35 protein-coding genes are annotated in these 24,242 nt (G+C 66.9%); 32 read left to right on the forward strand and 3 right to left on the reverse strand.

Annotated elements, in window-relative coordinates:
* Position 1: 1 nt before the first annotated feature.
* Positions 2-1,018: an HD domain-containing protein gene (locus HRU76_08800; GenBank protein ID QOJ17673.1), complete on the reverse strand. Its 1,017-nt coding sequence runs from the start codon at positions 1,016-1,018 to the stop codon at positions 2-4.
* Between the two features lie 229 nt (positions 1,019-1,247).
* Between HRU76_08800 and HRU76_08805 the strand changes: the two genes are divergently transcribed.
* Positions 1,248-2,030, forward strand: coding sequence for a glycosyltransferase family 2 protein (locus HRU76_08805; protein QOJ17674.1), 783 nt, complete (start codon positions 1,248-1,250; stop codon positions 2,028-2,030).
* A complete protein-coding gene (locus HRU76_08810) occupies positions 2,006-3,571 on the forward strand; it encodes a hypothetical protein (GenBank protein QOJ17675.1) in 1,566 nt (521 codons plus the stop codon). Before HRU76_08805 ends, HRU76_08810 begins: the two co-directional genes overlap by 25 nt.
* Here the strand turns inward: HRU76_08810 and HRU76_08815 are convergent.
* Entirely contained in the window at positions 3,529-4,254 is a 726-nt protein-coding gene (locus tag HRU76_08815; protein ID QOJ17676.1) for a hypothetical protein, read from the reverse strand. The genes HRU76_08810 and HRU76_08815 overlap by 43 nt on opposite strands.
* Complete coding sequence (locus tag HRU76_08820) at positions 4,251-5,678, reverse strand: hypothetical protein (protein QOJ17677.1); 1,428 nt, start codon at positions 5,676-5,678, stop codon at positions 4,251-4,253. Before HRU76_08820 ends, HRU76_08815 begins: the two co-directional genes overlap by 4 nt.
* A gap of 285 nt (positions 5,679-5,963) precedes the next feature.
* On the opposite strand from HRU76_08820, the gene rpsJ reads away from it, so the two are divergent.
* The 30 genes from rpsJ to HRU76_08970 all read left to right on the forward strand — a co-directional run bounded on the left by rpsJ (position 5,964) and on the right by HRU76_08970 (position 24,230).
* A complete protein-coding gene (rpsJ, locus tag HRU76_08825) occupies positions 5,964-6,272 on the forward strand; it encodes a 30S ribosomal protein S10 (GenBank protein ID QOJ17678.1) in 309 nt (102 codons plus the stop codon).
* A gap of 141 nt (positions 6,273-6,413) precedes the next feature.
* On the forward strand, positions 6,414-7,109 hold the full coding sequence (gene rplC / locus HRU76_08830) for a 50S ribosomal protein L3 (protein ID QOJ17679.1): 696 nt from the start codon (positions 6,414-6,416) through the stop codon (positions 7,107-7,109).
* A gap of 135 nt (positions 7,110-7,244) precedes the next feature.
* Complete coding sequence (gene rplD, locus HRU76_08835) at positions 7,245-7,901, forward strand: 50S ribosomal protein L4 (protein ID QOJ17680.1); 657 nt, start codon at positions 7,245-7,247, stop codon at positions 7,899-7,901.
* Complete coding sequence (rplW, locus tag HRU76_08840; GenBank protein QOJ17681.1) at positions 7,901-8,179, forward strand: 50S ribosomal protein L23; 279 nt, start codon at positions 7,901-7,903, stop codon at positions 8,177-8,179. Before rplD ends, rplW begins: the two co-directional genes overlap by 1 nt.
* 41 nt (positions 8,180-8,220) lie before the next feature.
* On the forward strand, positions 8,221-9,075 hold the full coding sequence (rplB, locus tag HRU76_08845) for a 50S ribosomal protein L2 (protein ID QOJ17682.1): 855 nt from the start codon (positions 8,221-8,223) through the stop codon (positions 9,073-9,075).
* A gap of 28 nt (positions 9,076-9,103) precedes the next feature.
* Positions 9,104-9,397, forward strand: coding sequence for a 30S ribosomal protein S19 (gene rpsS, locus HRU76_08850; GenBank protein ID QOJ17683.1), 294 nt, complete (start codon positions 9,104-9,106; stop codon positions 9,395-9,397).
* A gap of 25 nt (positions 9,398-9,422) precedes the next feature.
* The gene (rplV, locus tag HRU76_08855; GenBank protein QOJ17684.1) at positions 9,423-9,755 is read left to right on the forward strand and encodes a 50S ribosomal protein L22; all 333 of its coding nucleotides are present in this window, start codon (positions 9,423-9,425) and stop codon (positions 9,753-9,755) included.
* A 4-nt stretch (positions 9,756-9,759) separates the two neighbouring features.
* Positions 9,760-10,458, forward strand: a complete 699-nt coding sequence (gene rpsC, locus HRU76_08860) for a 30S ribosomal protein S3 (GenBank protein ID QOJ17685.1) — start codon at positions 9,760-9,762, stop codon at positions 10,456-10,458.
* 61 nt (positions 10,459-10,519) lie between these two features.
* A complete protein-coding gene (gene rplP, locus HRU76_08865) occupies positions 10,520-10,939 on the forward strand; it encodes a 50S ribosomal protein L16 (protein ID QOJ17686.1) in 420 nt (139 codons plus the stop codon).
* Between the two features lie 21 nt (positions 10,940-10,960).
* Entirely contained in the window at positions 10,961-11,176 is a 216-nt protein-coding gene (gene rpmC, locus HRU76_08870; GenBank protein QOJ17687.1) for a 50S ribosomal protein L29, read from the forward strand.
* A 14-nt stretch (positions 11,177-11,190) separates the two neighbouring features.
* Entirely contained in the window at positions 11,191-11,514 is a 324-nt protein-coding gene (gene rpsQ, locus HRU76_08875; protein ID QOJ19150.1) for a 30S ribosomal protein S17, read from the forward strand.
* A complete protein-coding gene (gene rplN, locus HRU76_08880; GenBank protein ID QOJ17688.1) occupies positions 11,511-11,897 on the forward strand; it encodes a 50S ribosomal protein L14 in 387 nt (128 codons plus the stop codon). The genes rpsQ and rplN overlap by 4 nt, the downstream gene beginning before the upstream one ends.
* Position 11,898: 1 nt before the next feature.
* Complete coding sequence (gene rplX, locus HRU76_08885; GenBank protein ID QOJ17689.1) at positions 11,899-12,237, forward strand: 50S ribosomal protein L24; 339 nt, start codon at positions 11,899-11,901, stop codon at positions 12,235-12,237.
* Between the two features lie 35 nt (positions 12,238-12,272).
* Positions 12,273-12,857: a 50S ribosomal protein L5 gene (rplE, locus tag HRU76_08890; GenBank protein QOJ17690.1), complete on the forward strand. Its 585-nt coding sequence runs from the start codon at positions 12,273-12,275 to the stop codon at positions 12,855-12,857.
* Positions 12,858-12,913: 56 nt separating this feature from the next.
* Positions 12,914-13,099, forward strand: a complete 186-nt coding sequence (locus HRU76_08895) for a type Z 30S ribosomal protein S14 (GenBank protein QOJ17691.1) — start codon at positions 12,914-12,916, stop codon at positions 13,097-13,099.
* A 54-nt stretch (positions 13,100-13,153) separates the two neighbouring features.
* The gene (gene rpsH, locus HRU76_08900) at positions 13,154-13,552 is read left to right on the forward strand and encodes a 30S ribosomal protein S8 (GenBank protein ID QOJ17692.1); all 399 of its coding nucleotides are present in this window, start codon (positions 13,154-13,156) and stop codon (positions 13,550-13,552) included.
* A 39-nt stretch (positions 13,553-13,591) separates the two neighbouring features.
* Complete coding sequence (gene rplF, locus HRU76_08905) at positions 13,592-14,149, forward strand: 50S ribosomal protein L6 (GenBank protein QOJ17693.1); 558 nt, start codon at positions 13,592-13,594, stop codon at positions 14,147-14,149.
* Between the two features lie 50 nt (positions 14,150-14,199).
* Entirely contained in the window at positions 14,200-14,559 is a 360-nt protein-coding gene (locus HRU76_08910) for a 50S ribosomal protein L18 (protein ID QOJ17694.1), read from the forward strand.
* A gap of 31 nt (positions 14,560-14,590) precedes the next feature.
* Positions 14,591-15,286: a 30S ribosomal protein S5 gene (gene rpsE / locus HRU76_08915; GenBank protein QOJ17695.1), complete on the forward strand. Its 696-nt coding sequence runs from the start codon at positions 14,591-14,593 to the stop codon at positions 15,284-15,286.
* 72 nt (positions 15,287-15,358) lie between these two features.
* On the forward strand, positions 15,359-15,844 hold the full coding sequence (gene rplO, locus HRU76_08920) for a 50S ribosomal protein L15 (GenBank protein QOJ17696.1): 486 nt from the start codon (positions 15,359-15,361) through the stop codon (positions 15,842-15,844).
* A 16-nt stretch (positions 15,845-15,860) separates the two neighbouring features.
* On the forward strand, positions 15,861-17,261 hold the full coding sequence (gene secY, locus HRU76_08925) for a preprotein translocase subunit SecY (GenBank protein QOJ17697.1): 1,401 nt from the start codon (positions 15,861-15,863) through the stop codon (positions 17,259-17,261).
* Positions 17,262-17,271: 10 nt separating this feature from the next.
* The gene (gene map / locus HRU76_08930; protein ID QOJ17698.1) at positions 17,272-18,177 is read left to right on the forward strand and encodes a type I methionyl aminopeptidase; all 906 of its coding nucleotides are present in this window, start codon (positions 17,272-17,274) and stop codon (positions 18,175-18,177) included.
* A gap of 19 nt (positions 18,178-18,196) precedes the next feature.
* The gene (gene infA, locus HRU76_08935; GenBank protein QOJ17699.1) at positions 18,197-18,412 is read left to right on the forward strand and encodes a translation initiation factor IF-1; all 216 of its coding nucleotides are present in this window, start codon (positions 18,197-18,199) and stop codon (positions 18,410-18,412) included.
* Between the two features lie 27 nt (positions 18,413-18,439).
* Positions 18,440-18,556 carry a 50S ribosomal protein L36 gene (gene rpmJ, locus HRU76_08940; protein QOJ17700.1) on the forward strand — a complete coding sequence of 39 codons (117 nt, stop codon included), beginning with the start codon at positions 18,440-18,442 and terminating at the stop codon, positions 18,554-18,556.
* 45 nt (positions 18,557-18,601) lie between these two features.
* Positions 18,602-18,979: a 30S ribosomal protein S13 gene (gene rpsM, locus HRU76_08945; GenBank protein ID QOJ17701.1), complete on the forward strand. Its 378-nt coding sequence runs from the start codon at positions 18,602-18,604 to the stop codon at positions 18,977-18,979.
* Positions 18,980-19,032: 53 nt separating this feature from the next.
* Positions 19,033-19,407: a 30S ribosomal protein S11 gene (rpsK, locus tag HRU76_08950; protein QOJ17702.1), complete on the forward strand. Its 375-nt coding sequence runs from the start codon at positions 19,033-19,035 to the stop codon at positions 19,405-19,407.
* A gap of 215 nt (positions 19,408-19,622) precedes the next feature.
* Positions 19,623-20,633 (forward strand): DNA-directed RNA polymerase subunit alpha, encoded by a 1,011-nt coding sequence (locus tag HRU76_08955; GenBank protein QOJ17703.1) that lies wholly within the window; start codon positions 19,623-19,625, stop codon positions 20,631-20,633.
* A gap of 51 nt (positions 20,634-20,684) precedes the next feature.
* Complete coding sequence (rplQ, locus tag HRU76_08960) at positions 20,685-21,332, forward strand: 50S ribosomal protein L17 (protein ID QOJ17704.1); 648 nt, start codon at positions 20,685-20,687, stop codon at positions 21,330-21,332.
* Between the two features lie 184 nt (positions 21,333-21,516).
* A complete protein-coding gene (locus HRU76_08965; GenBank protein QOJ17705.1) occupies positions 21,517-23,067 on the forward strand; it encodes a sugar ABC transporter ATP-binding protein in 1,551 nt (516 codons plus the stop codon).
* A gap of 26 nt (positions 23,068-23,093) precedes the next feature.
* The gene (locus HRU76_08970; protein QOJ19151.1) at positions 23,094-24,230 is read left to right on the forward strand and encodes an ABC transporter permease; all 1,137 of its coding nucleotides are present in this window, start codon (positions 23,094-23,096) and stop codon (positions 24,228-24,230) included.
* Positions 24,231-24,242: the final 12 nt, after the last annotated feature.

The raw sequence follows: 24,242 nt of genomic DNA on the forward strand, positions 1-24,242 counted from the left end.
GTCACGCTGCCGGTGGACTCTCCGGGATCGGATTCGCCTTGAACAGCCGCGTATCCAGCGCGAAGATCTTGTCGGTGAAGTGCGCGTCGGAGCCATTCTCCGGCTGGTTGAGCCGGGTGTGCTGAATGGCCATGGCGGTGCGGGCTTCGAGGTTGTCGAGCATGGAGACGAAGACCGCCTCGGGCGTGCTGGGGCGCTTGGCGGCGCCGTACTCCGGCTCGTTGTGGTGGCTGATGATGATGTGCGAGAGAATGACGTGGGTGCGCGCCGGCAGCACCGGTCCGCCCTTGGCGGCGACCTCGCGGATCTTGCGCTCCAGCCACAGCGCCCCGGTGACGATGTGTCCGATCAGGTTGCCGGTGATGGTGTAGTTGAAGCCGCGCTCCCACTCCAGTTCGTTGGTCTTGGCCAGGTCGTGCAGGAACAGCCCCATCAGCACCACGTCGCGGTTGAGTTCCGGGTAGAGAGGCAGCATCCGGTCGGCGAGTTTCAGCAGTTGCAGCGTGTGCTCCAGCAGCCCGCCGATCCAGGCGTGGTGCAGGTTGACCGCCGCGGGCGCCTCCTTCAGGTTGCGGATGAGTTTCTCATCGTCCAGGTAGGCCTGGGCCAGGGCCTTGAGGGCCGGATGCTCCAGCGTGCCGAGAATGGCGGTCAGTTCGGCGAACATTTCCTCCACGTTGAAGCGCGTGCAGGGCAGGAGTGCTCGCAGTTCCTCCGCGCTCACCTCGACGGGCTGGATCTTCTCGAGGATGAGCTGAATCTGGCCGTTGAACTCCTGCGTGTGGCCGGCCACCCAGACGAAGCCGGTGGAGCCGGTCTCGTTGGCGGTGCGCTCGTCGATGGTCCACTGCCGCGCGGGGCACTCGCCGGTGGCGTCACGCAGGATGCACTTGAGGTAGGGCTTGCCCGCCCGCGTGGTGCCCACCTGCGGGTTGTAGACGGCGTAGATGCCGTCCACGAACATGTTGGGCGTGAGGGAGCGGATGTCGAGGTGCGGCCTGGCCTGCGTGCTGCTCATGGGGCCATGCTAGCACGGACGAGGGCGGAATCGGGCTGGTCATGAATGAAACCTCCCCCCACGGGCGGCATCGGACGGAGAGCGACGGCACGCTTCGCCGCGCGGTCGCGCGCCGTGCCGGGGCATCCAGCCCCGCGATGGCGTCGAAGTCCAAGAAAACGATGGCGGGACGCGCGGCCATCCCGTAGGATCGCATTGCCACGCCGCTGGAAGGGGACGAGCCATGTTCATGCGACCGAGACCGAGGGTTCTGGTGGCCATCCCCGTGTACAACGAGGAGCGGTATGTGGCGCGCGTGCTGGGACGGGTGCGCGAGTTCGCCTCCGACATCCTGGTCATCGACGACGGCTCCACCGACAAGACCCCCATGCTCCTCGCCCAGCAGCCGGTGGAGGTGATCCGCCATGCCCGCAATCGGGGGTACGGCCGCTCCATGCAGGACATGTTCCGCTGGGCGGCGGTGGACGGCTTCGACTGGCTCATCACCATGGACTGCGACGAGCAGCATGAGCCGGAGGCGATTCCCCGGTTCATCGAGGCCATCGAATCCGAGGATGCGGATGTGATCTCCGGCAGTCGCTACCTGGCCAATACCCCGCTGGATGACGCCCCGCCGGGCGACCGACGGGCCATCAACGCCACCATCACCGAGGAACTGAACGCCCGGCTGGGTTTGACTCTGACGGATTCCTTCTGCGGGTTCAAGGCGTATCGCGTCGAGGCGGTGAGCCGGTTGCGCCTGAACGTTGACGGCTACGACTTCCCCATGCAGTTCTGGGTGCAGGCGGCGGCGCAGGGGCTTCGCATCAGCGAGATTCCCGTGCGGCTGATCTACAACGACCCGTCGCGCAGTTTCGGCGGGCCGCTGGATGACCCGGCGCGTCGGCTGGCGCACTACCGTCGCACGATGCACGCCGAGATTCTCCGCTGCGCCGACCAGCTGCCACCCGGTGCGGCGGATGGACTGGGGCCGTCAGACGAGCGGCCGTGCGAATCCTGCCGCTGTTCCTGATTCAGGGCGTTCAGTCGTCGATGTCGAGCCCAGTCAGCATCACGCTCGAGCCGGAGGCGCGAACCTGGGCCCAGGCGGCGGGCGCGTGGCATGACGCCATCGCGTTGCGGGATGATCTGGTTTTCCAGGGACGCCCGCTGGCGGCGTGGCGCACGCAGACGCGGCGCGAACTGGGGTTGCCGGAGCAGGCCGTCATCATCGCCACCGGGCACCAGGCGGCGATCTGGCATCCCGGCATTCTCGTCAAGTACATCGCGGCGGATCGGCTGGTGAGGACGATCAGGCGAGAGGCGATCGCACTGGACGTGATCGTCGATCAGGACGTCAACGACGTTGCTGCGATCGAAGCGCCCGTGCGGCCCGGAGCGGGCCGGCTCGCCGCGCGGCGCGTGGCGCTGCTGCCTGAGGCCGCCGGCGATGACAGCCGACCCGTGGAATCGAGGGCGGCGTCGCAGCCGCTTCCGCTTCCCGCGGGCGTCGCCTGGGCGCTGCCGAGCGTCGAGGCGGGGTTGGGGCGGACGAGGGAGGCGCTTGCTTTGCAGGCCGGTGCATCCAACGCGGCAATGCAGTTCGCCGGCGCGGCGGCGGAACTGCGGTCGCCGTGGGTCGGTGCGATGCCTCGCGTGTTCGCCAGCGGGCTGCCGAGGTCGTCGTTCAGTCAGGCCCTGGTGAGTGCGATGTTACTCGACCCGCGCGGGTGTGCCGGCACGTACAACGCGGCGGTTGCCGAGGCCAGCGACGCCGGTCTGACGATGCTGGAGGTGACGGGATCGAGCGTGGAACTGCCGCTCTGGCGCCTCGACGAGGCGGGGCGTCGCACGCCGGTCTTCGCCCACGAACTGGAGTCGGTCGATCCCGCTTGGCTTCGGCCCCGCGCCCTGACCATGACGGCCATCATCCGCCTGGCGGTCGCAGACCTGTTCATTCACGGCCGGGGCGGCTTCATCTACGACCGGGTCATGGAGCGCTGGATCAACGCCTGGCTGGGTCTGCCTGCGGCCCCGATGACCCTGGCCACGGCGGACGTGCGGCTGCCGCTGCCCACGGCGACCGATCAAGGTGTGGCGGAGGCGATCGCGTCGTATCGGCGCGTGTGGCACGATCCGCCTCTGGCTGATGCGGTCGAAGAGAAGTCACCGAGCCGTGACCGTGAGGGAGCGGTCGATGGGCCGTCGATCTCGCCCGCCAAGCGCGCCCTGCTCGACCGGGTGTACGCCGCCCCCCGGCGCAGTCCGGCGCGACGCGCCGCCTTCGACGCCTATCAGCGGTGGCTGCGACAGGCGCGAGCGGCGCGGCCTGAAGTCATCGATGCGGCAAGACGAAGCATTGACCTGGCGATCGCGGATCGAGCTGAGCGTGAGATCGCGATACGGCGCGACTGGCCGTTTCCGCTGTATCCGCGCGAAGTGCTCGACGAGTTGGCCCGCGCGGTGGAGCACGCCATCGACCGGGCGGGCGAATCGGGTGTGGTGGGCGTCCGCTCCCTCCCGGTCGCGTCTCACTCGACCGAGACGATCTCCAGCCGCTCGACTTTCGGATGACCCTGCGCGCCCAGCACGGTGACGCGGCGGGATCGTTCCTCGCGCACCACGCCGACGCCGGGTACGATCCACTGCGTGGTCAGCGTGTCGGCGTCGGCGAACGTGAGGTCAGCGAGAAACGTGATCTCCACGCGGTGGGCGTCGAACGATCCCGCGGGGGTGGTGACATGCTCGACGCCCACGTGTGAAATCGTCCTTCGAGCCGTGCCCTTCTCGCGCTGGCGGCCGGGGTTGGCGTCGCTGACGACGCGCATGGACGACTCGCTGGCGAACGGTTCGCCCGCGGAGAGGGTTGGCGGGCAGACCACCAGTGGGGGGTCGAAGAGCGCCAGCGAGCCGTCATCGCGCTCGACGGAAGCATGAAGCCGCAGCGAACCGTCCGTTCCGGTGCTGAGGTACTCGATTCGCCGCTCTCCCTCGTGGATGGCGAAGGCGGCGCCATGTTCTGACGTGTCGAGGCGGCGCCGCGTGAGACGCTGCGATGGTTCGGATGAATCACCTGTGAAGAGGTCGAACTGATGCGCGGCGCTGCCCGATGGAAGAAAATCATCCGGGGTCAGGGCGCGCGTCGAGGGTCGCAGATCATCCTGCGGCGGCGCGTGGGTGCGTTCCCGGACGGCGCAGCCCAGGGTGAGTATTCCCCAGGCGACGATCAGCGCGGCACGGAGCGCTGAAGGCGTCACGAACGCCCGCCCGTGGGAAGACCCTTCCGCCGCCAGAGGTCGAGCAGACGCTGCGGCTCGATCGGTTCGGTCACCGTGCCGTCGGTCTTGGTGCGTCGGATGAGTCTGCCGTTGCGATCGTACACGGCGGTGATGGGCGGCAGGTCGGGCAGCAGACGCGACTGAAGAACCCAGTTGCCGGTTCCATCGGACGCGGGCTTCCAGGAGTCGATCCGCATGGGGAGCGCTTCGGCTTCCTCCAGGGACGCTTCGTGGTACCGGAAGGCCATTTCACCGACGATCGAGCCGTCGCGGGGCAGCAGCGATCCGAGCAGATAGACCTCCGCCTGGGAGAGATAGGGCTCCTCCACAACGTACTCGAACTCATTGCGGGCGCGGGTCTGCACGCCGTTCTTGATGATCTTGAGCTTGCTGTAGCCCAGCGCGGGAGGCGTGCGCACCCCGTGTTCGCCCTCGGTGCGGGACGCCTCACCCTGGCGCTGCGTGGCGACGGCGGACCAGGTCTCCTCCGTGCGGTCCCAGTTGAGCCAGAAGCGAATCTGGCTGTCCACGATCAGCCCTCGTTCGACGTTGGCGAGATAGCGGGCGTCCACCAGCACCAGCAGACCCAGCTCCTGTTCGCTTGGCGTATAGCGGGCGGGCTCACGCGAGGGATTCACTTCACCTCGTCGCCCTTCGCGGACGGTGACGCGGTAGAAGCCGACTTCGGCGTCCTGCGTGGAGTCGCCCGCCGCGCCGGGTCGGTAGATGCGATACCACTGCTCCGGCGCTACGAGCTTGCGCAAGTGGTCGGCGGAAAGGCGGGAGATCAACTCCGCGCCAAGTCGCTCCTGTTTCTGCCGCGTGGCGCGGAGCTCCTCGGTGGACACCACGCGCACGGTGCGGAATGAATGCTCGATGACCTGAAACACGCGGCTGAATTCGGTGGCCAGGCAGGTCAGGCGGAAGACGAGATAACGATTTTCGCCGGTGCCGACGATCAGGAAGCCGCCGACGCCCTCGCCCGATTCGATGGCCAGCAGGTGTCCGACCCTCGCGCCCAGGGCGATGGGCTCGTTGCGCAGCACCTTGGCGCCGGGATCATCGCGCTGGAATCGCCGTTGCAGGAACGTCGCCACCCCCTTGGCATCCGCGGTGTCGAGCTCGCCGAGCGTCATCTGCTGGATGCGCATCTCCCACAGTGGCGGCGTCGCGGAGTCCTGCATGGCCACTTCGACGTGGGCTGGTGTGACCGTGGGAACCACAAGGGCACCCAACGGGTAGTGCATGGTGAGTCCGAGTCGGTCAATTGATAGTGGTGTGGGATCGAGTCCGACTGCCCGCGGATCGAAGGTGGGATCGTCCGGCGATTGAGCCAGCGCGGAGCGGGCCGCACCGAGCGTCACCACTGCGATCATCCATGACCACCAGGCGATATGTCGCATGACCTGTCTCCGTCCGAGCGTAAGCGAAACCCGGTAAGGATATCGCTTCGACGCCCGCAGGCGGCGGGTGGAACGCAAAATGGGCGACGTCCGACCGTCGCGGCGCGTTGACAGCGTGCAGGCGCCGCGTATCATGGCCGGTTCGCAACTCGACAGACGCATCGTCCGGCACCGTCGTGCCCGTTCGATATCCCCGCGGGGATCGAATGCAGCAGGGCACGGCACGGGGATGCATTCTCCCGAGTTTTCCCGTTCGTTTCGTTGGTTCGCACCCAGGGCTCTCCCATGACCGGCGGCAAGATTCGCATCCGACTCGAGTCGTACGACCACCAGGCGCTTGACGCCTCGGCGCGCGAGATCGTCGATCACGCCAAGCGCACCGGCGCCCGCGTGGCCGGTCCGGTCCCGCTGCCGACGCGCCGCGAGATCTACACGGTCAACCGTTCGACGTTCAAGCACAAGAAGTCGCGCGAGCAGTTCGAGATTCGCACCCACAAGCGCATCATCGACATCATGGAGCCCAACGACCGCACCGTCGAGGCCCTCAACCGTCTTGTGGTTCCCGCCGGCGTGTTCGTGAAGATCAAGGCCTAGCCCCGTTGTGTCCTCACGGCCTTTCGCGGAAGCGGAGGGCCGTTTCGTTTCCTGAATGTCCCAGCAAGGGTTTCCCGCATCCGCCATGTCGGCCTTCGCACGACGACGAGCCCACCTCTGGCGATTCCTCGGAGCACTGCCATGCCGGCCGCCATCATCGGGCGCAAGATCGGAATGACGCGGTACTTCACCGAAGACGGTCGCAACGTTCCCGTCACGGTGATCCAGGCCGGTCCCTGCGCCGTCACCCAGGTGAAGACCGAAGCGACGGACGGCTACTCCGCCGTGCAACTCGCTTTCGAGGACGTCAAGCCCCGTCGCAGCACGATCCCGGTCATCGGGCACGATCACAAGGCGGGCGTGAGCCCCAAGCGCGTACACCGGGAATACCGCCTGCCCAACGACAAGGCCGCCTCGGGATACGAGCTGGGCCAGACGGTGAACGTGTCGGCGTTCGAGAACGTCAGGTTCATCGACGTGATCGGCACCAGCAAGGGCAAGGGCTTCCAGGGGGTCATGAAGCGGCACCACTTCGCGGGGCAGGAAGCCAGCCACGGCTGCGAGCGCAAGCATCGCTCGCCCGGCTCGATCGCCAGCCACGCCACCAACCGTGGTCGCGGGCCCAAGCCCAAGAGCGGCAAGCGCATGGCCGGCCACATGGGTCACGAGCGGGTCACGGTGCGGTCCCTTGACGTGGTGTCCATCGACCCTGCGAAGAATCTCATGCTGGTGCGCGGTTCGGTGCCCGGCCCCAACAGCGGCCTGGTCTTCATCCGCGAAGCGATCCGGCTCAGCCGGGCCAAGTCCAATGCCCTCAAGGGCAAGAAAGGCAAGTGACCTGATCGGCGGGTTCCCATGGAGGCCCGCCGCGACATTCCGGTCAACCGAGTCGGATCCCGACCCCGCGTCCCCGAACAACAGACGCGCGGCGGGTGAGGCGGAACGCGGCCAGCGCCGCGAAGGTGACGAACGATGATTGAACTCGCTGTCTACAACCAGACGGGGAAGCAGGTCGGCACGCTTCCCATCGACGAAACCCTCCTTGGAGGCGAGGTGCGCCCCGCCCTGCTCAAGCAGGCGTACGTGCGGCTGCACGCCAACCAGCGACAGGGCTCGGCGCGAACCAAGAATCGCAGCCGCATCGAGGGCTCGACCAAGAAGATCTACCGCCAGAAGGGCACCGGCAACGCCCGCATGGGCGCCAAGCGGACCAACCTTCGCAAGGGAGGCGGCGTGGCCTTCGCCAAGCTCAAGGAGCGCGAGGAGTACCGCCTCGACATGCCCCGCAAGATGCGGCGGCTGGCCAACCGCAACGCCCTGCTGGCGAAGCTCGTTGACGGCGAAGTGAAGTGCATCGACCAGCTGGCCTTCGCCGAGCCGAAGACCCGGGCCTTCAAGTCGGTGCTCGACGCGGTGGGCGTGGACCGGACATGCCTGGTGGCGCTGGACCCCGCCAACGTGAACGCTCTCAAGAGCGCCCGCAACCTGGACGGCGTATCCACCGTGCGGATTCAGCAGCTCAACGCGTTTGATCTGCTCAATCACCGCTACCTGGTGGTGGACAAGGCCTCGCTGCAGGCGTTTCTGGACGGCAGCGCGTGGAACGGCGACGACAAGGAGGCCGCGTGATGGAACTCACCACGATCATCCGCAAGCCGCTGATCACCGAGAAGTACACGCAGACGGCGGACGAGCACAACCGGTACGCCTTCGAGGTGGATCGCCGCGCCAGCAAGGACCAGATCCGCCAGGCGGTGGAGGCCATCTACAAGGTGCGCGTGCTGGACGTCTCCACGCTCAACCGCAAGGGCAAGACCCGTCGTCACCGCTTTGGCGTGACGCAGCAGCCCACCGTCAAGCGAGCCGTGGTGAAGGTGCATCCGGAGGATCGGATCGAACTGTTCTGATGACGAGCGTCGCGTCCGCGGCGAACTGACGAGCCACTGCCATGCCCACACGAATCTACAAGCCGGTGACCAACGGACGGCGCAACGCGTCGGTGAACCTGCACGCCGAGGTCACGAAGAAGAACCCTGAAAAGGCCCTGCTCCGGCCCCTCAAGAGCCAGGGAGGCCGCAACAATCAGGGCATCGTGACGGTGCGCGGGCGCGGCGGCGGCCACAAGCGCCGCTACCGAGTCATCGACTTCCGTCGCAACAAGGATGACGTGAGCGGGATCATCGTGGGCGTCGAGTACGACCCCAATCGCACCTGCCATATCGCGCTGGTGGAGTATGCGGACGGAGAGAAGCGGTACATCCTCGCCCCCAAGGGGCTGAAGGACGGCCACGACGTGATGAGCTCGTCCCAGGCGATTGAGCCGAAGGACGGCAACTGCATGCCGCTCAAGTTCATCCCCACCGGCCTGGCGGTGCACAACATCGAGTTCGAGCCGGGTCGCGGCGGCGCCATGTGCCGCAGCGCGGGCATGAGTGCCCGGCTGACCAACCGCGAAGGCCGCTGGGCCACGCTGGTGCTTCCCTCGGGTGAAATCCGCCAGGTGTCGGTCGACTGCCGGGCCACCATCGGCGAGATCGGCAACGCGGATCACCAGAACATCAAGCTGGGCAAGGCCGGTCGCAACCGCTGGAAGGGACGCAAGCCCAAGACCCGCGGCGTCGCCAAGAGCCACCACGTTCACCCGATGGGCGGCGGCGAGGGTCGCAGCAAGGGCAACCGTCCGCCGGCGAGCGCCTCGGGCACGCTGGCCAAGGGCGGCAAGACCCGCGCCCGCAACAAGTGGAGCAACGCCCGCATTCTGCGCCGTCGCTACAGCAAGCGGTACGGGCAGCTCACCCTCTGACGAAGCACTCGGAACCCGGAACTGACTCATGGGACGTTCACTCAAAAAAGGCCCGCACGTCGTGGAGAGTCTCTACCGCAAGGTGGAGCGACTCAACGCGCAGAACAAGCGTTCGCCCATCAAGACCTGGGCGCGGTCATGCACCATCGTCCCCGAGTTCGTGGGACACACCTTCCAGGTGCATAACGGGCGCCACTTCACCGACGTCTTCTGCACCGAGGACATGGTGGGTCACAAGCTGGGCGAGTTCAGCATCACGCGCGTGTTCCGCGGGCACACGAACAAGAAGGAAGCCATGAAGACCGGCGAGGGTTCGGAGTAATCCGCCCCGCCTGCTGGAAACCGCCATGTCGTACCGATCCACCCATCGATTCGCCCGCATCGCCCCGCGCAAGGCGCGGCTGGTGGCGGACCTGATCCGCGGCCGCCGCGTGGACGACGCGATGACGCAGCTTCAGTTCTCCAAGAAGCGCGCCGCGTACTACTTCCGCAATGTGCTCAAGTCCGCCATCGCCAACGCGGAAGAGCAGGACGCGGACGTGACCTCGCTCTACGTCACCGAGTCGCGCGTGGACGAGGGGCCGACCATCAAGCGCTTCCAGCCCAAGGATCGCGGTCGGGCGCACCAGATCCTCAAGCGAACCAGCCACCTGCACGTCGCCGTGGACGAAAGGAACTGACCCCGTGGGACAGAAGACGCATCCATTCGGTTTCCGCGTGGGCGTGACGGAGGGACACAAGTCCCGCTGGTTCGCCCCCAAGGCGCTGTACGGCGAGCTGCTGGTCGAGGACTACAAGATCCGCAAGTACGTGGACAAGCGCCTCAATCGCACGCCCCCATTCGCAGCGGTGAGCGATATTCTCATCGAGCGCACCCGCGAGGAGCTGACGGTCATCGTCCGCACCGCCCGTCCGGGCTTGGTCATCGGCCCCAAGGGTCAGGAGGTGGAGAAGCTCACCGCCGACCTGCAGGCGCTCACGGGCCGCAAGGTGGTCATCAAGATCATCGAGATCAAGAACCCCGACACCGAGGCGGTGCTGATCGCCGAGGCCATCGCCGAGCAGCTCAAGAAGCGGGCCAACTTCCGCCGCGTGCTCAAGCAGCGGTGCGACGCGGCCATGCAGAACGGGGCCAAGGGCGTGCGCATCGTGCTGTCAGGTCGCCTGGGCGGGGCGGAAATGTCCCGCATGCTGGACACCCGGCTGGGCTCGATTCCGCTGACCACGCTGCAGGCGCAGGTGGATTACGGCTTCGCCCCCAGCCACACCACCTACGGCACCATCGGGGTGAAGGTGTGGGTGTACAAGGGGATGTACTCGGACGTGGTGGAGGAGGAGTCGAAGGCCGCCGGCGCCCGGGCGCGGGCGCGCGGTCGTCGCTGACCCGCTGTCCCGCGGGCGGTTGGTCGCGGGACGTTGAGCAAGTTCGAAGGAGTCTGGTTCGATGCCTCGGATGCCCAAACGAGTGAAGTTCCGCAAGCAGCAGCGCGGCAAGCTGCGCGGCAAGGCGACGCGCGGAAACTACGTCGCGTTCGGCGACTTCGGCCTGCAGTCGCTGGAGGCGCACTGGGTGTCGGCGCGCCAGCTGGAAGCGGGCCGCATCGCCTGCCAGCACTATCTGCGCCGTCAGGGCGTGGTGTTCATCCGCGTCTTCCCCGACAAGCCCATCTCCAAGAAGCCGCTGGAGACTCGAATGGGCAAGGGCAAGGCGGAGACGGACTTCTGGGCCGCCCGCGTCAAGCCCGGCACCATGCTGTTCGAGGTGAGCGGCGTGCCCGAGAACGTGGCCAAGCAGGCCCTGGCCCGCGTGGCCCACAAGATGCCCGTGAAGTGCCGCTTCGTGGGTCGGCGTCTGGCGGTCTGATTTGATCGAGGAACTGGTTCCATGGCCAAGAAGGCGAAGAACATCAGGAAAATGAGCGACGAGGATCTGATCCTCGAGGTGACCGACGCGCGGAAGCGGCTGTTCGACCTGCGCAGCCAGGCCGTCACCGAGAAGATCGAGGACACGTCGCAGTTCGGCAAGATCCGCAAGCACATGGCCCGCCTGCTCACCGAGCACTCGGCGCGGAAGCGGGCGAAGGCAGGGATGACGTCGTGAGCCACCTGAAAGAGATCAAGGTATCGGACAAGGCGCCGCGCCGCGTGGGCGTGGTGGATTCCGCGCGGCGCGACAAGACGCGCACGGTGTCCATCCCCTACGCCGTCAAGCACCCCAAGTACGGCAAGTACGTGCGCCGACGCACCGTGCTTCACGTGCATGACGAGCACAACGTGAGCAAGGTGGGCGACCGGGTGGAGATCGCCGAGTGCCGACCCATTTCCAAGACCAAGTCGTGGGTGCTCCTGCGCGTCGTTGAGGCGGCGCCGGAGGACGTGGGCACCCACGTCACCACCGCCGGCGGCTACGGCGCCGAGAGCGAGGAGGGCCAGCGATGATTCAGAAGGAGACCCGACTCGACGTGGCCGACAACAGCGGCGCCAAGATCGCCTACGTGATCGGCGTGCTGGGCGGCTCCACCGGCCGCGGACGCTACACCCGCAAGGCGGCGGGGGTGGGCGACACCATCGTGTGCTCGGTCAAGAAGGCCCTGCCCAACTCGGACATCAAGGCCGGCGACAAGGTCAAGGCCGTGATCGTGCGGACCAAGTACCCCACGCGCCGGGACGACGGCTCGTACGTCCGCTTTGACACGAACGCCTGCGTGCTCATCGACGCCGAGGGCAACCCCAAGGGCACGCGCATCTTCGGGGCGGTGGCCCGCGAACTGCGCGAGCGCAACTACATGAAGATCGTGTCTCTGGCATCGGAGGTGGTCTGACATGGCCCGTCACGTCAAGAAGGGCGACCAGGTGATCGTCACCGCCGGCAACGACCGCAACACGGTCGGCGAGGTGCTGCACGTGCTCACCAAGAGCAACCGGGTCGTGGTGAAGGGCGTCAACATCCGCTCGCGGCACGTCAAGCCCAGCCAGACCAATCCGCAGGGCGGCGTCATCCGAAAGGAGATGCCCATCCACATTTCCAACGTCAGCCCGGTCGTGGACGGCAAGCCCACCCGTGTGCGTTTCGTCACCAGGCCGGACGGCGCCAAGGTCCGCGTCGCGGCCCGGAACGGGGCTGAACTCCACACCCTGCGAGGCCCGAGCAAGAAGTCCTGAGACCCCGCCAGGTCTCCGTCGGAAAGAGATGATCCATGGTCGCTCAAGCGAAGCAGACACCCCGGTTGAAGGCCCTGTACAAGGGCGAGGTCGCGAAGAAGACGCTGACCCAGTTCAAGCTGTCCAACGCGCATCAGATGCCGCGCCTCACCAAGATCGTGGTGAACGTCGGCGTGGGCAAGCAGCTGGAGAACCAGAAGCTCAAGCCCGAGATCCGCGACGCGGTGATCTCCACCCTGAGCACCATCACTGGACAGAAGCCGGTCATGCTGGTCGCCAAGAAGTCGGTGGCCAACTTCAAGGTGCGCGAGGGCGCGCCCAGCGGGTTCATGGTGACCCTGCGAGGCGACCGCATGTGGCACTTCCTGGATCGGCTGATCCACCTGGCGGTGCCCCGCATCAAGGACTTCCGCGGACTCAAGGACACCGCCTTCGACCGGCAGGGTTCGTACTCGATCGGGCTCAGCGAGCAGGCGGTGTGGCCCGAGATCAACATGGCCAACGTGAACTTCACGCACGGCATGAACATCAACATCGTCTTCGAGAACTCCACGCCCGACATGAGCCGCTTCGTGCTCCGGGAGCTGGGCGTGCCGTTCGTGCGCAAGGACGAAAAGTAAGAGGATTCGGTTCGTTCGCCCGCGGCGCGTCGCCGCGAGCCCAGGAAGGATGATGCATGGCCAGCAAACGTGTCTTCGCCCGGATGAAGCAGAAGCCCAAGTTCTCCACCCGCCATCGCAATCGCTGCGAGATCACGGGTCGGGCGCGGGGCGTGTACCGCAAGTTCCGCGTCAGCCGCATCGTGCTGCGCGAGCTGGCGCTGCGCGGCATGGTGCCGGGCATGCGAAAGGCCAGCTGGTGAGTCGAAGCGAGTTGGGTCTCTCATGGACCCGGAGTTGATCGGGAGTTTCTCCGCATGTCATTGAACGACGTCACCGCCGACCTGCTCACGCGCATCCGCAACGCGGTCCGCAACCGCGCCAAGCGCGTCAAGTGCCTTAACAGCAAGCTCAACCGCGGCGTGGCCCAGGTGCTTGTGGATGAGGGCTACGTGGAGTCGTACCACGTCATCGACGACGGTCGCCAGGGCATCCTCGAGGTGCATCTGAAGTACGGCCCGCGCGGCGAGGCGCTGATCAACACCATCGACCGCTTCTCCAAGCCCGGCTGCCGCGTCTACAAGGGCGTGGACGACCTGCCCCGTCCCCTGCAGGGGCTGGGCGTGGCCATCGTCTCCACCTCGCGCGGCGTGATGAGCGACCGCAAGTGCCGCACCGAGCGCGTGGGCGGCGAAGTGGTCGCCATCGTCACCTGAGAGGCGTCCGTCACAGCGATCGAATCAGAGGATTCAGTCATGTCCCGCATCGGCAAACTTCCCATCCAGGTGCCCGCCAACGTGAAGGTGGCGCACGACCCGGCCAGGCGCACCGTCGCCTTTGACGGGCCCAAGGGCAAGAACTCGTTCACCTACCGACCCGAGGTCACCGTGCAGTGGGACGAGAGCAAACGCGCCCTCACCTGCTCCGTGCCCGAGTCGAAGCTCGAGGACGGACGCGCCAAGGCCTACTGGGGCACCACGCGCGCCCGCATGCAGAGCATCGTGCAGGGCGTGACCAGCGGCTACTCGCGCAAGCTGGAAGTGATCGGCGTGGGTTGGTCCGCCAGGGTGACGCCCAAGGGCCTGACGCTCGCCGTGGGCTACTGCAACCCCATCGAGCTGCCGCTGCCCCCGGGCGTCGCCTGTACGGTGGAGAACAACGTCATCACCATCTCCGGCCACGACGATCAGGCGGTGGGGCAGTTCGCGGCGGAGATCCGCTCCAAGCGCAAGCCGGAGCCCTACAACGGCAAGGGCATCAAGTACGCCAACGAAGTCATCCAGCGGAAGCAGGGCAAGGCGTTCGGCGCGTGATCCCGTCCCCCGCGCCGCGGGGGATGACGCGACGGAAGGAACAAGGCATCATGAAGAACGCGATTGTCAGACAGCAACGACGCACCCGCCGCAAGCGCGGCCTGCGCAAGACCATCTTCGGCACGCCGGCGCGTCCGCGGCTGACCGTCTATCGCTCGCTCAAGCACATGTACGCCCAGATCGTCAACGATCTGGAAGGGCGCACGCTCGTGTCCGCCTCCACCAACGAGAAGGGCGCCAAGGTCAAGGGCAGCAACAAGGGCGGCGCGTCGGAGGTCGGCAAGCGACTGGCGCAGCGCGCCAGGGAGGCGGGCGTCACCGCCGTCGTCTTCGACCGCAACGGCTACCGCTACCACGGACGCGTGAAGGCCATCGCCGACGCCGCCCGCGAGGCGGGCCTGCAGTTCTGAACCGCCCGCTCACAGGAAAAGAGCAAGCACCATGGTTGACGTGATCGACGAGGTTTCCGAGTTTGAATCGACGACGGTGGGCGTGTACCGCACGTCCGCCACCGTCAAGGGCGGCCGGCGCTTCAGCTTCAGCGCGCTGGTGGTGGTGGGCGACCGCAACGGGCGCGTGGGCATCGGCTACGCCAAGGCCAACCAGGTGCCCAACGCCATCGAAAAGGCGCAGAAGGAGGCGCGTCGCAAGACCCGGCGCTATCCGCTGCAGGGTCGCACGCTTCCCCACACGGTGGAAGGCCGCTTCAGCGCCAGTTCGGTGCGCCTGGTGCCGGCCTCGCCTGGCACGGGCGTCATCGCCGGGGCCGCGGTTCGGGCGGTGCTCGAAATGCTGGGCGTTCAGGACTGCCTGACCAAGGTGTACGGGTCGTCCAACCCCAAGAACCTGGTGAAGGCGGCGCTGGATGGGCTGTCGCAGCTTCGATCCAAGGACACGGTCGCCGAACTGCGCGGTCAGGATCTGGGCAAGTCCGCCATCGAGGAGGCCATCGAGAAGGGCGCCGCCTTCATGCCCGCCCGAAGCGGCGGGGAGAAGGCCGAAGCCCCCGTCAACCGCGTCGGTGAACGCACCCGCAAGGGAGGCGGTCGAGGCGGGGAGCGCGGCGGTCGCGGACGATCGCGGCGCGGCGCCGAGGGCGCGGACGAGTCGACCGGCGCGGAGGTCGCCGCCGAGTAAGCGTCGTCTCCCACGAACAGGCATGATCCCGCGTCGGCACCGGCGCGGGCGATCGGTGAAAGAGCATCCGCCATGATGATTCACGAGATTACCGAACAGGTCGGCCGCAAGAAGCCCCGCAAGCGCGTGGGTCGCGGCGAGGCCAGCGGCCTGGGCAAGACCTCCGGTCGCGGGCACAAGGGCGCCAAGTCACGCTCCGGCTGGACCTATCGCCCCCACTTCGAGGGTGGGCAGATGGAGCTCTTCCGTCGGCTGCCCAAGCGCGGGTTCACCAATGCGCCATTCCGCAAGGAGTTCGCGGTGGTGAATCTCCACGTTCTGGAGAAGCACTTCAAGGCGGGCGACGTGGTGGACGCCGCCGCGCTTTTCAAGGCGCGCCTGATCCGTGACGCCGCCGAGCCGGTCAAGGTGCTTGGCGAGGGCGACCTGACCAAGAAGCTGACGGTGACGGCGGCGAGGTTCTCAGCCAGCGCTCGCGACAAGATCGAGAAGGCCGGCGGCACCGCCACGGTGCTGGAGCGTCGCCCGGCGGCGACCGGCGAGAAGGCCGCCGGCTGATCCCCAAGAAGATTCCATGCTGCAGGCATTCCTCAACATCTTCAAGATTGCCGATCTTCGCAAGAAGGTGCTGTTCACCCTGGCGATGCTGGTGGTGTACCGCGTCGGCTTCTTCGTACCCCTCCCCGGCGTCGATCAGACGGCGCTGGCGGAGGCGGCGGCCAACGCGCGGGAGTCCGGGTCCGCCTTCGGGGCGTTCCTCAACTACACATCCATCTTCACCGGGGGCGATTTCGGACAGTCCACCATCTTCGGGCTGGGCATCATGCCGTACATCACGGCGGCCATCATTTTCCAGCTCTTCCAGAGCGCCATCCCGGCGCTGCAGCGGCTGAAGCAGGAGGGGGCGACGGGGCAGCAGAAGATCCAGGAATGGACGCGCTACGCCACCGTGGGGCTGTGCCTGATCCAGGGGTTCATGTGGATGCAGTATCTGCGGGCCACCGGCCTGCTCAACGCCGAGATGATCAGCACCCGGGGAGGCGTTCTCATCGTCTTTCTGGCCGGGCTGACGGGTCTGACCGCCGGCAGCATGTTCCTGATGTGGCTGGGTGAGCAGATCGACAAGTACGGCATCGGCAACGGCGTGTCGCTGATTCTCACCGCGGGCATCATTTCGCGCATGCCGGACGCCATCCTGTACCTGGCGAACCGCTGGGATCCCGCCAATGCCGCCGATGAGTCCGCCATCGGGCTGGGCGAAGTGCTCTTCCTCGCGGCGGCGTTCGTGGGCGTTGTCGCCGGTGCGGTGCTGCTGACCGTCGCCCAGCGGCGCATTCCCATCCAGCAGGCCAAGCACACCCGCGGGCGTCGCGTGTTCGGCGGGCAGAAGCACTACCTGCCCCTGCGCGTCAACCACGCGGGCGTGATGCCCATCATCTTCGCCAGTTCGCTCATGGTGATCCCCTCCGTCGCCTTCGGCATGCTCGCCGGGCAGGCGTCGGGCTCCGGGGCGCCGGGCTGGTGGCAATGGCTGACGGGACTCCTGGCCAGCAGTTTCGAAATGGGATCGTTCCCGTACATTCTCTGCCAGATCATTCTGATCTACGTGTTCAGCTACCTCTGGACGACGATCCAGTTCAGCCCGGAGGACATGGCCAAGCAGCTCAAGGATCACGGGAGTTTCATCCCCGGCCTGCGCCCCGGGCCGCGTACGGCGGAGTACCTCGAATCGGTGATGGAACGCATCACCTACGTCGGCGCCGGCTTCCTGGCGATCATCGCCATCATTCCCGAACTCGTCTCCACCCGCATGAACATTCCGTTCAACGTCGCGTCGTTCCTCGGCGGGACGGGACTGCTCATCGTGGTCGCGGTGGGGCTGGACCTGGTGCAGCGCATCGAGGCCAATCTGCTCATGCGCAACTACCAGGGCTTCCTGGGCACCGGCGGCAAGGTCCGCGGGAGGCGCGGCTGACATGGGCGTCATGGCGCGAACGCTGGTGAATGACGGTCGCGGCGCCGTCCCGGCGGAGCCGGCGCTTCCGGCGCGCGCCCGGTCGGGTTCACGCTGGTTCGGTCGTTCACGCCGCCCCCGTCAAACAGACCGCCCCGGACCGGAGTTCAAGTCGCCCGCCCAGATCGAGTCGATGCGGGCGGCGGGACGCGTCGTGCGACGCGCCCTGGAGGCCGCCTCGCGGGCCTGCGTGTGCGGCGCCACCACCGGCGACGTCAACGAGGCGGCCTGCCGCGTCATCCAGGCGTCGGGAGGCGATGGGCTCTTTCGCAACTACCCCACCTACCGCGCCGGGGAGGGGTTTCCCGGCGATGTCTGCGTGTCGGTCAATGAGGAGATCGTGCATGGCATTCCCGGCGCCCGGGTGCTGTGCGACGGAGACATCGTTACGGTTGATTGCGGCGTGCGGCTCAACGGCTGGTGCGCCGACGCGGCGGTGACGGTGCCGGTGGGCCCGGTGTCGCGCCCGGTGGAGAAACTGGTCCGGGTGACCCGCGAGGTGCTGGCGGAGGCGATCGAGGCGATTCGACCGGGCCGCCGCTGGAGCGAAGTGGCCCGGATCATGCAGGGGCTGGCCGACAGCGCCGGGTTCGGCGTGGTGCGGGAGTTCGTGGGTCACGGCATCGGCCGGGTGCTTCACGAGCTGCCCCAGGCGCCGGCCTACGTCAACCGCGCGTTCACCCGCTGGCATGACTTTGACCTGGAGGTGGGGATGACGCTGGCCGTGGAGCCCATGCTGACGCTGGGAAACCCCTCGCCGGTGACGCTGGAGGACGGTTGGACGGTGGTGACGGCGGATCGGCTGCCCGCGTGCCACGTCGAGCATACAATCGCAGTCACACCACGAGGCGCGGATGTTCTGACCGACGGTCGGTGAGGCGGCCAACAGGGATCGTATGGCGAAAGAAGACAAGATCACGCTTGAGGCCGAGGTCACCGAGGCGCTGCCGGACGCGAAGTTCCGGGTGCGCCTGGAGAACAATCAGGAGATTCTGGCCTACGTGAGCGGCAAGATGCGGAAGTTCTTCATCCGCATCCTGCCGGGAGACCGGGTGACCGTGGAGCTCAGCCCCTACGACCTGACCAAGGGCCGCATCATTTTCCGCAAGTAGGCATTCGCGCAAGGCAGGACAGCAACGATGAAGGTTCGAAGCAGCATCAAGCGACGCACGAAGGATTGCCAGATCATCCGTCGGAAGGGCAAGCTGTTCGTGATCAACAAGAAGAACCCGCGTCTGAAGCAGCGCCAGGGTTGAGGATGGCCGCGCCCGTCCCGCGGGCCGGTTGAAGGAAACGCAGACATGCCACGTATCGCCGGCATCGACATTCCCGAGAAGAAGAAGATCCGCTACGCCCTGCAGTACATCTACGGCATCGGGCCAAAGTTCGCGGACAACATCCTGGCGGAGGCCGCCATTGATCCCGACCGGCGCGCCAACACGCTGTCGGACCAGGAAGTCTCGACGATCGCGCAGATCATCGACTCCGGGTACATCGTGGAAGGCGCGCTGCGTCGCCAGGTGTCGCAGAACATCCAGCGGCTGCGCGACATCCGGTGCTACCGGGGCGAGCGGCATCGCAAGGGCCTGCCCGTCCGCGGGCAGCGCACCCGCACCAACGCCCGCACGCGCAAGGGCCGCAAGAAGACCGTGGCCGGCAAGAAGGGCGTGAAGGGTTGATGAAGTAGGCATCGAGGCGTCCAGAAATCGAGGCAACAGAGTCAGGCACAGTCATGGCGAAGAAGAAGAAAGTCCGCAAGAACGTCTTGAAGGGAATCGCCCACGTGAAGGCGACCTTCAACAACACCATCATCACCATCACCGACATGAACGGTGAGGCGCTGTGCTGCGACTCGGGCGGGTCGATGGGCTTCAAAGGCGCCCGCAAGAGCACGCCATTCGCCGCCACCCGCGCCGCAGAGCGCGTGGCGTCCAAGGCCAAGCGACTGGGCATGCGCGAGGTGGAAGTGCGGGTGAAGGGCCCCGGCAGCGGGCGCGAGAGCGCCATCACCGGGCTCGAGCACAACGGGCTTCGCGTGACCGCCGTGGAGGATCACACGCCCATTCCGCACAACGGCTGCCGCGCTCCCAAGCGGCGCCGCGTGTGAGCGGCTGGCGAGAAGCGCCGAGGGCTGGGTCGTGAGTGCTGAGTGAGACCTGATCGGGAAACTTCCGGCCAGAACCAGGAGCCGAGAGTCAACCGCCTTTCAAGATCGTTTCCCGCGGGACAGCAGGGGCCGCCGAGTGTCGCAGCAGCATCGGCGTTGCATCCGTTCCCCCGCGGCGCCGTGTTCGGCAATGCTGCACGTCTGGAGTGAATGTCATGCATGTTCGATGGCGCGGACTGGAACTGCCCGCCCGGGTGGAAGTGGACCGCAAGTCGCTCACCAGGACGTTCGGCCGATTCACGGCCGAACCCTTCGAGCGCGGGTTCGGCACCACGGTGGGCAACTCGCTTCGTCGCATTCTGCTCTCGTCGCTGGAAGGCGCCGCGGTCACCAAGGTCAAGATCACCGGTGTGACCCACGAGTTCTCCACGCTGCCAGGCGTGATGGAGGACGCCACCGACATCATCCTCAACATCAAGAACCTCGTCGTGAGCATGGACAGCGACGAGCCCAAGACCATGCGGCTGGCCGCCACCGGGCCCGGCGAAGTGACGGCGGACCTGATCGAGGCCGACACCGCGATCACCATTCACAACCCCGAGCTGGTCATCTGCACCCTGACCAGCGAGCGCGACATCGAGATCGAGTTCACCGTGGCCAGGGGCCGCGGCTACGTGCCCGCCAGCGAGCAGTATTCGCGTCATGACGACCAGGTGATCGGCGAAATCCCCATCGACGCCATCTACTCGCCCGTGCAGCGCGTGCGCTACAAGACCGAGGACACGCGCGTGGGCCAGAAGACCAACTACGACAAGCTGATCCTCGACATCTGGACCGACGGGACGATCACCCCGGAAATGGCCCTGGTCGAGGCCTCGAAGATCCTGCGCAAGCACCTCAACCCGTTCGTGCAGTACTTCGAGATGGGCGACGCCACCGTGTCCGCCGAGGCCCGCGCCGCCGCCGGCGTGGACGAGGAGCTCATCCGCAAGCTCAACATGGTGCTGGCGGACATGGATCTTTCGGTGCGTGCGACCAACTGCCTGGCCTCCGCCCAGCTGCGCACCGTGGCCGACCTGGTGCAGAAGACCGAGGCCGAGCTGCTCACCTATCGCTCGTTCGGCAAGACGTCGCTGCGCGAAGTCGTCAAGAAACTCGAGGAACTGGGGCTTCACCTGGGCATGAAGCTGCCCGAGGGCTACGCGCCCGCTCAACCGACCGCCTGATCCCGCCGCGCTCCGCAGCGCGTCGACCATCCCCGGAAGGGGGAACCCACCATGCGACACCGAATCAACGGACGACGACTCAACAAGGACAGCGAGCATCGCACCGCGATGTTCCGCAATCTCGCCGCCGGGCTGTTCGAGCACGGCGAGATCCGCACCACCCTGCCCAAGGCCAGGGCGGTGCAGCCCTTTGTTGAGCGCCTGATCACCATCGCCAAGCGCGGCACGCTCGCCGCCCGGCGCGAACTGGAGAGCCGTCTCAACGACCGCGTCATTCACGCCTGGGTCGCCGACCCCAACGTGAAGGATGAGCACAAGGAGAACGCCTGGTTCGATCTTCCCGCGGCGGAGGACATCAAGTTCAACCGCTATGGCGAACTCAAGAAGGGCCCCCGGCTCATCCAGCACATCATGACCAAGGTCGCGCCCATGTTCCGCGATCGCGACGGCGGCTACACCCGCATCGTGAAACTGGACGCCCATCGGCTCGGCGACGGCGCGGATTACGTACTGCTGCAGCTCGTCGGACGCGAGGAAGGCCCCCAGGTGGGCGGGCGCAAGTCCACCCGTCGGGCCATCGCCAATCGCCGCGCCGCCTACGCCGCCAAGCTCCGCAAGGGCGCCGCGACCGAGGCGAAGTCGGAGCAGCCCGTCGAGACGGCAAACACAGAATCCGGCTCGGAGCCGGCCGCGTCCTGAACCGTGGTCATTCGATCATGAACAGCACGCACCGCCTGCCCGGGCGGTGCGTTGTTCTTGCAAGGACCGGTGAAACGAAGATTCCGCGCGCCGTTGGCGACACCGTCCACGGCGCACGGGGTTTCATCTCCACCCGTCGCTCCGGTTCCGGTAGGATGGTCGGCCCCATTGGAGCATCGCGCCCGTGTCATCCACCGCCAGGATCGCCGCGCCGTCGATCATCGAGGTCCGCGACCTCGTGAAGGTGTACCCCGCCGTGCGGGCGCTCGACGGCGTGTCGCTCTCGATCACGCCGGGCGAGGTGCGGGGCGTCATCGGCGAGAACGGGGCCGGCAAGAGCACGCTGATGAAGATTCTCTCGGGCGTCGAGCGGCCCACACACGGCCACGTCCTGCTGCGCGGCGAGGAGGTGCAGCTGCGCTCGCCCCACGACGCCCAGCAGCGCGGCATCGCCATGATCCACCAGGAACTCAACCTGGTGGATGAACTCTCGGTCGCGGACAACATCTTCCTGGGGCGCGAGCACACGCGCGGCGGACTGGTGGCGGCCTCCGCGCAGCGCGACGCGGCGCGTCAACTGCTGGCCCGCGTGCGCTCAACCGTCGATCCGCGTCGCAAGGTCCGCGCGCTCTCCATCGCCGAGCAGCAGCTCGTGGAGATCGCCAAAGCCCTTTCGGTAGAGGCCTCGATTCTCATCATGGATGAGCCGACCGCGGTGCTGACGGAGCGCGAGACGGCCTCGCTCTTCGACCTCATCGCGCAGCTCAAGTCGCAGGGCGTCACGATCCTCTACATTTCGCACATCCTGCCCGAGGTGCTGCGGGTGTGCGACCGAGTCACCGTGCTGCGCGACGGGCGGCTCGTGACCACGATCGACGCCGCCGACGCCACCGAGTCGGACCTGGCACGGCTCATGGTGGGACGCGAAATGAAGGACTATTACCCGGCGCGCGAGCCGGCTGGGCGTGAGGTCGCCCTGCGGGCGAGCGACGTCACGGTGCCCGGTTGGGTCGAAGGCGCGACGTTCGAGGTGCGCCGGGGTGAGATTCTGGGCTTCGCCGGTCTGATCGGCGCGGGGCGCACGGAACTGGCCGAGGCCGTCGCCGGGCTGCGTCCGATGCGATCCGGCACGGTGGAGCGGAATGGGAGGCCGATCGTCATCCGCTCGCCGCGCGACGCGCTGCGGCAGGGCATCGCCTACCTGTCCGAGGATCGCAAGGGCCGTGGTCTGACGCTCGACATGGGCGTGGCGGAGAACATCACGCTGGTATCTCTTCGTGCGTATTGCCGTCCGCTGATCCGCCGGAGCATGGAGGCCCGCGCCGCGCGCGAGCATGTGCGGCGGCTGGGCATCCGATGCGGACCGATCCGGCGGGCCGTGCGCACGCTCTCGGGCGGCAACCAGCAGAAGGTGGCCATCGCCAAGTGGCTTGAAATGTCGCCTGACGTGCTGATTCTCGACGAGCCCACGCGAGGAGTGGACATCGGGGCGAAGAAGGAGATCTACGAGTTGATCCGCGACTTGGCCAGACAGGGCCGGGCGTGCGTGTTCATCTCGTCTGAACTGCCGGAGCTGCTGGGCGTGTGCCACCGCATCGCGGTCATGCGGGCCGGGCGCATCGTGAACGTTCTTGACGGACCATCCGCCACGGAGGAACAGGTGATGCATCTGGCGGCAGGGGTGGAGGGAGGCGAGGCGAAGGCGTCGAACGCGTCGAAGGAGGTCGCGGCGTGAGCGAATCAGCGACACAGCGGGGCGCGATCCGGCGCAGGTGGACGGAGTTCATCCCCCCGTGGCTCGCCCCGCTGGTCGCGCTGGGGCTGCTGGTGGCGTTCACGGCCACGTTCAGCGACGCCTTCCTGCGTCCCGAGAACCTGATCAACATCCTGCGTCAGTGGTCGTTCGTCGGCATCATCGCCATTGGCATGACGTTCGTCATCACCCTGGGCGGGATCGATCTCTCGGTTGGCTCGCTGGTGGCGCTGGTGGGGGGGCTGGGGATCGTCACGCTCAACTCGATGATCGGCGCTCCGGAGACCGTCGCGCTGTGGGAGGAGACGCTCAAGGCCCGCCAGGAGGGGTTGTTCGAGCCGTTCAACGCGCCATCGAGGTTCACCGCGTGGTGGGCGGGCGTGTGGATGATGCTGGGCGTGGGCGGCAGCGAGGCGTGGAGCGTGGCGGCGGCCTTCATCGTCATGCTGCTCGCCGGCACCCTGGCCGGACTGTTCAACGGCGTTCTGGTCGCCAAGGGGAAACTCGCGCCGTTCATCGCCACGCTGGGCGGGTTGGCCGCGTTCAGGTCGCTGTCGCTGGCGATGGCGGACGGGGGCGAGTACCGCTCCGCCAGCCGGGAACTGTTCGGCGCCATCGGACAGGGGGGGATCCCGATTCCGGGCACGAACATCGCCCCCAACGCTCCGGAGCCCGTGCCTCTGCTCGTCCCCTGGCCGGTTCTGGTTTTCGCGGCGGCGGCCATCGTTGGCTGGGTGGTGCTCAACCGCACGCGGTACGGGCGGTACGTCACGGCGATCGGCTGCAACGAGCGGGCGGCGGTCTACTCCGCCATCACCGTGTCGCGGGTGAAGTGGCTGACCTACACGCTCGTCGGCTTCTGCACCGGGCTGGCGGGCCTGCTGCTGGCGTCACGCATGAACTCCGTCTCCAGCGCCCAGACCGGCATCATGTACGAACTGGACGTGATTGCGGCGGTGGTGATCGGCGGCACGCGCATGCGGGGCGGCTCGGGCACCATCTTCGGCACCATCGTGGGGGTGCTGATTCTGGGCGTCATTGGTAACATGCTCAACATGCTGCAGGTGAGCGTGTACCTGCAGGGGCTCGTCAAGGGCACGATCATCATCGTCGCGGTGCTGGCGCAGCGCGCCGAGAGGAACTGAGAAGGAGATGAC

This window comes from Phycisphaeraceae bacterium, from assembly GCA_015709595.1.
Taxonomy (GTDB): Bacteria; Planctomycetota; Phycisphaerae; order Phycisphaerales; family SM1A02; genus CAADGA01.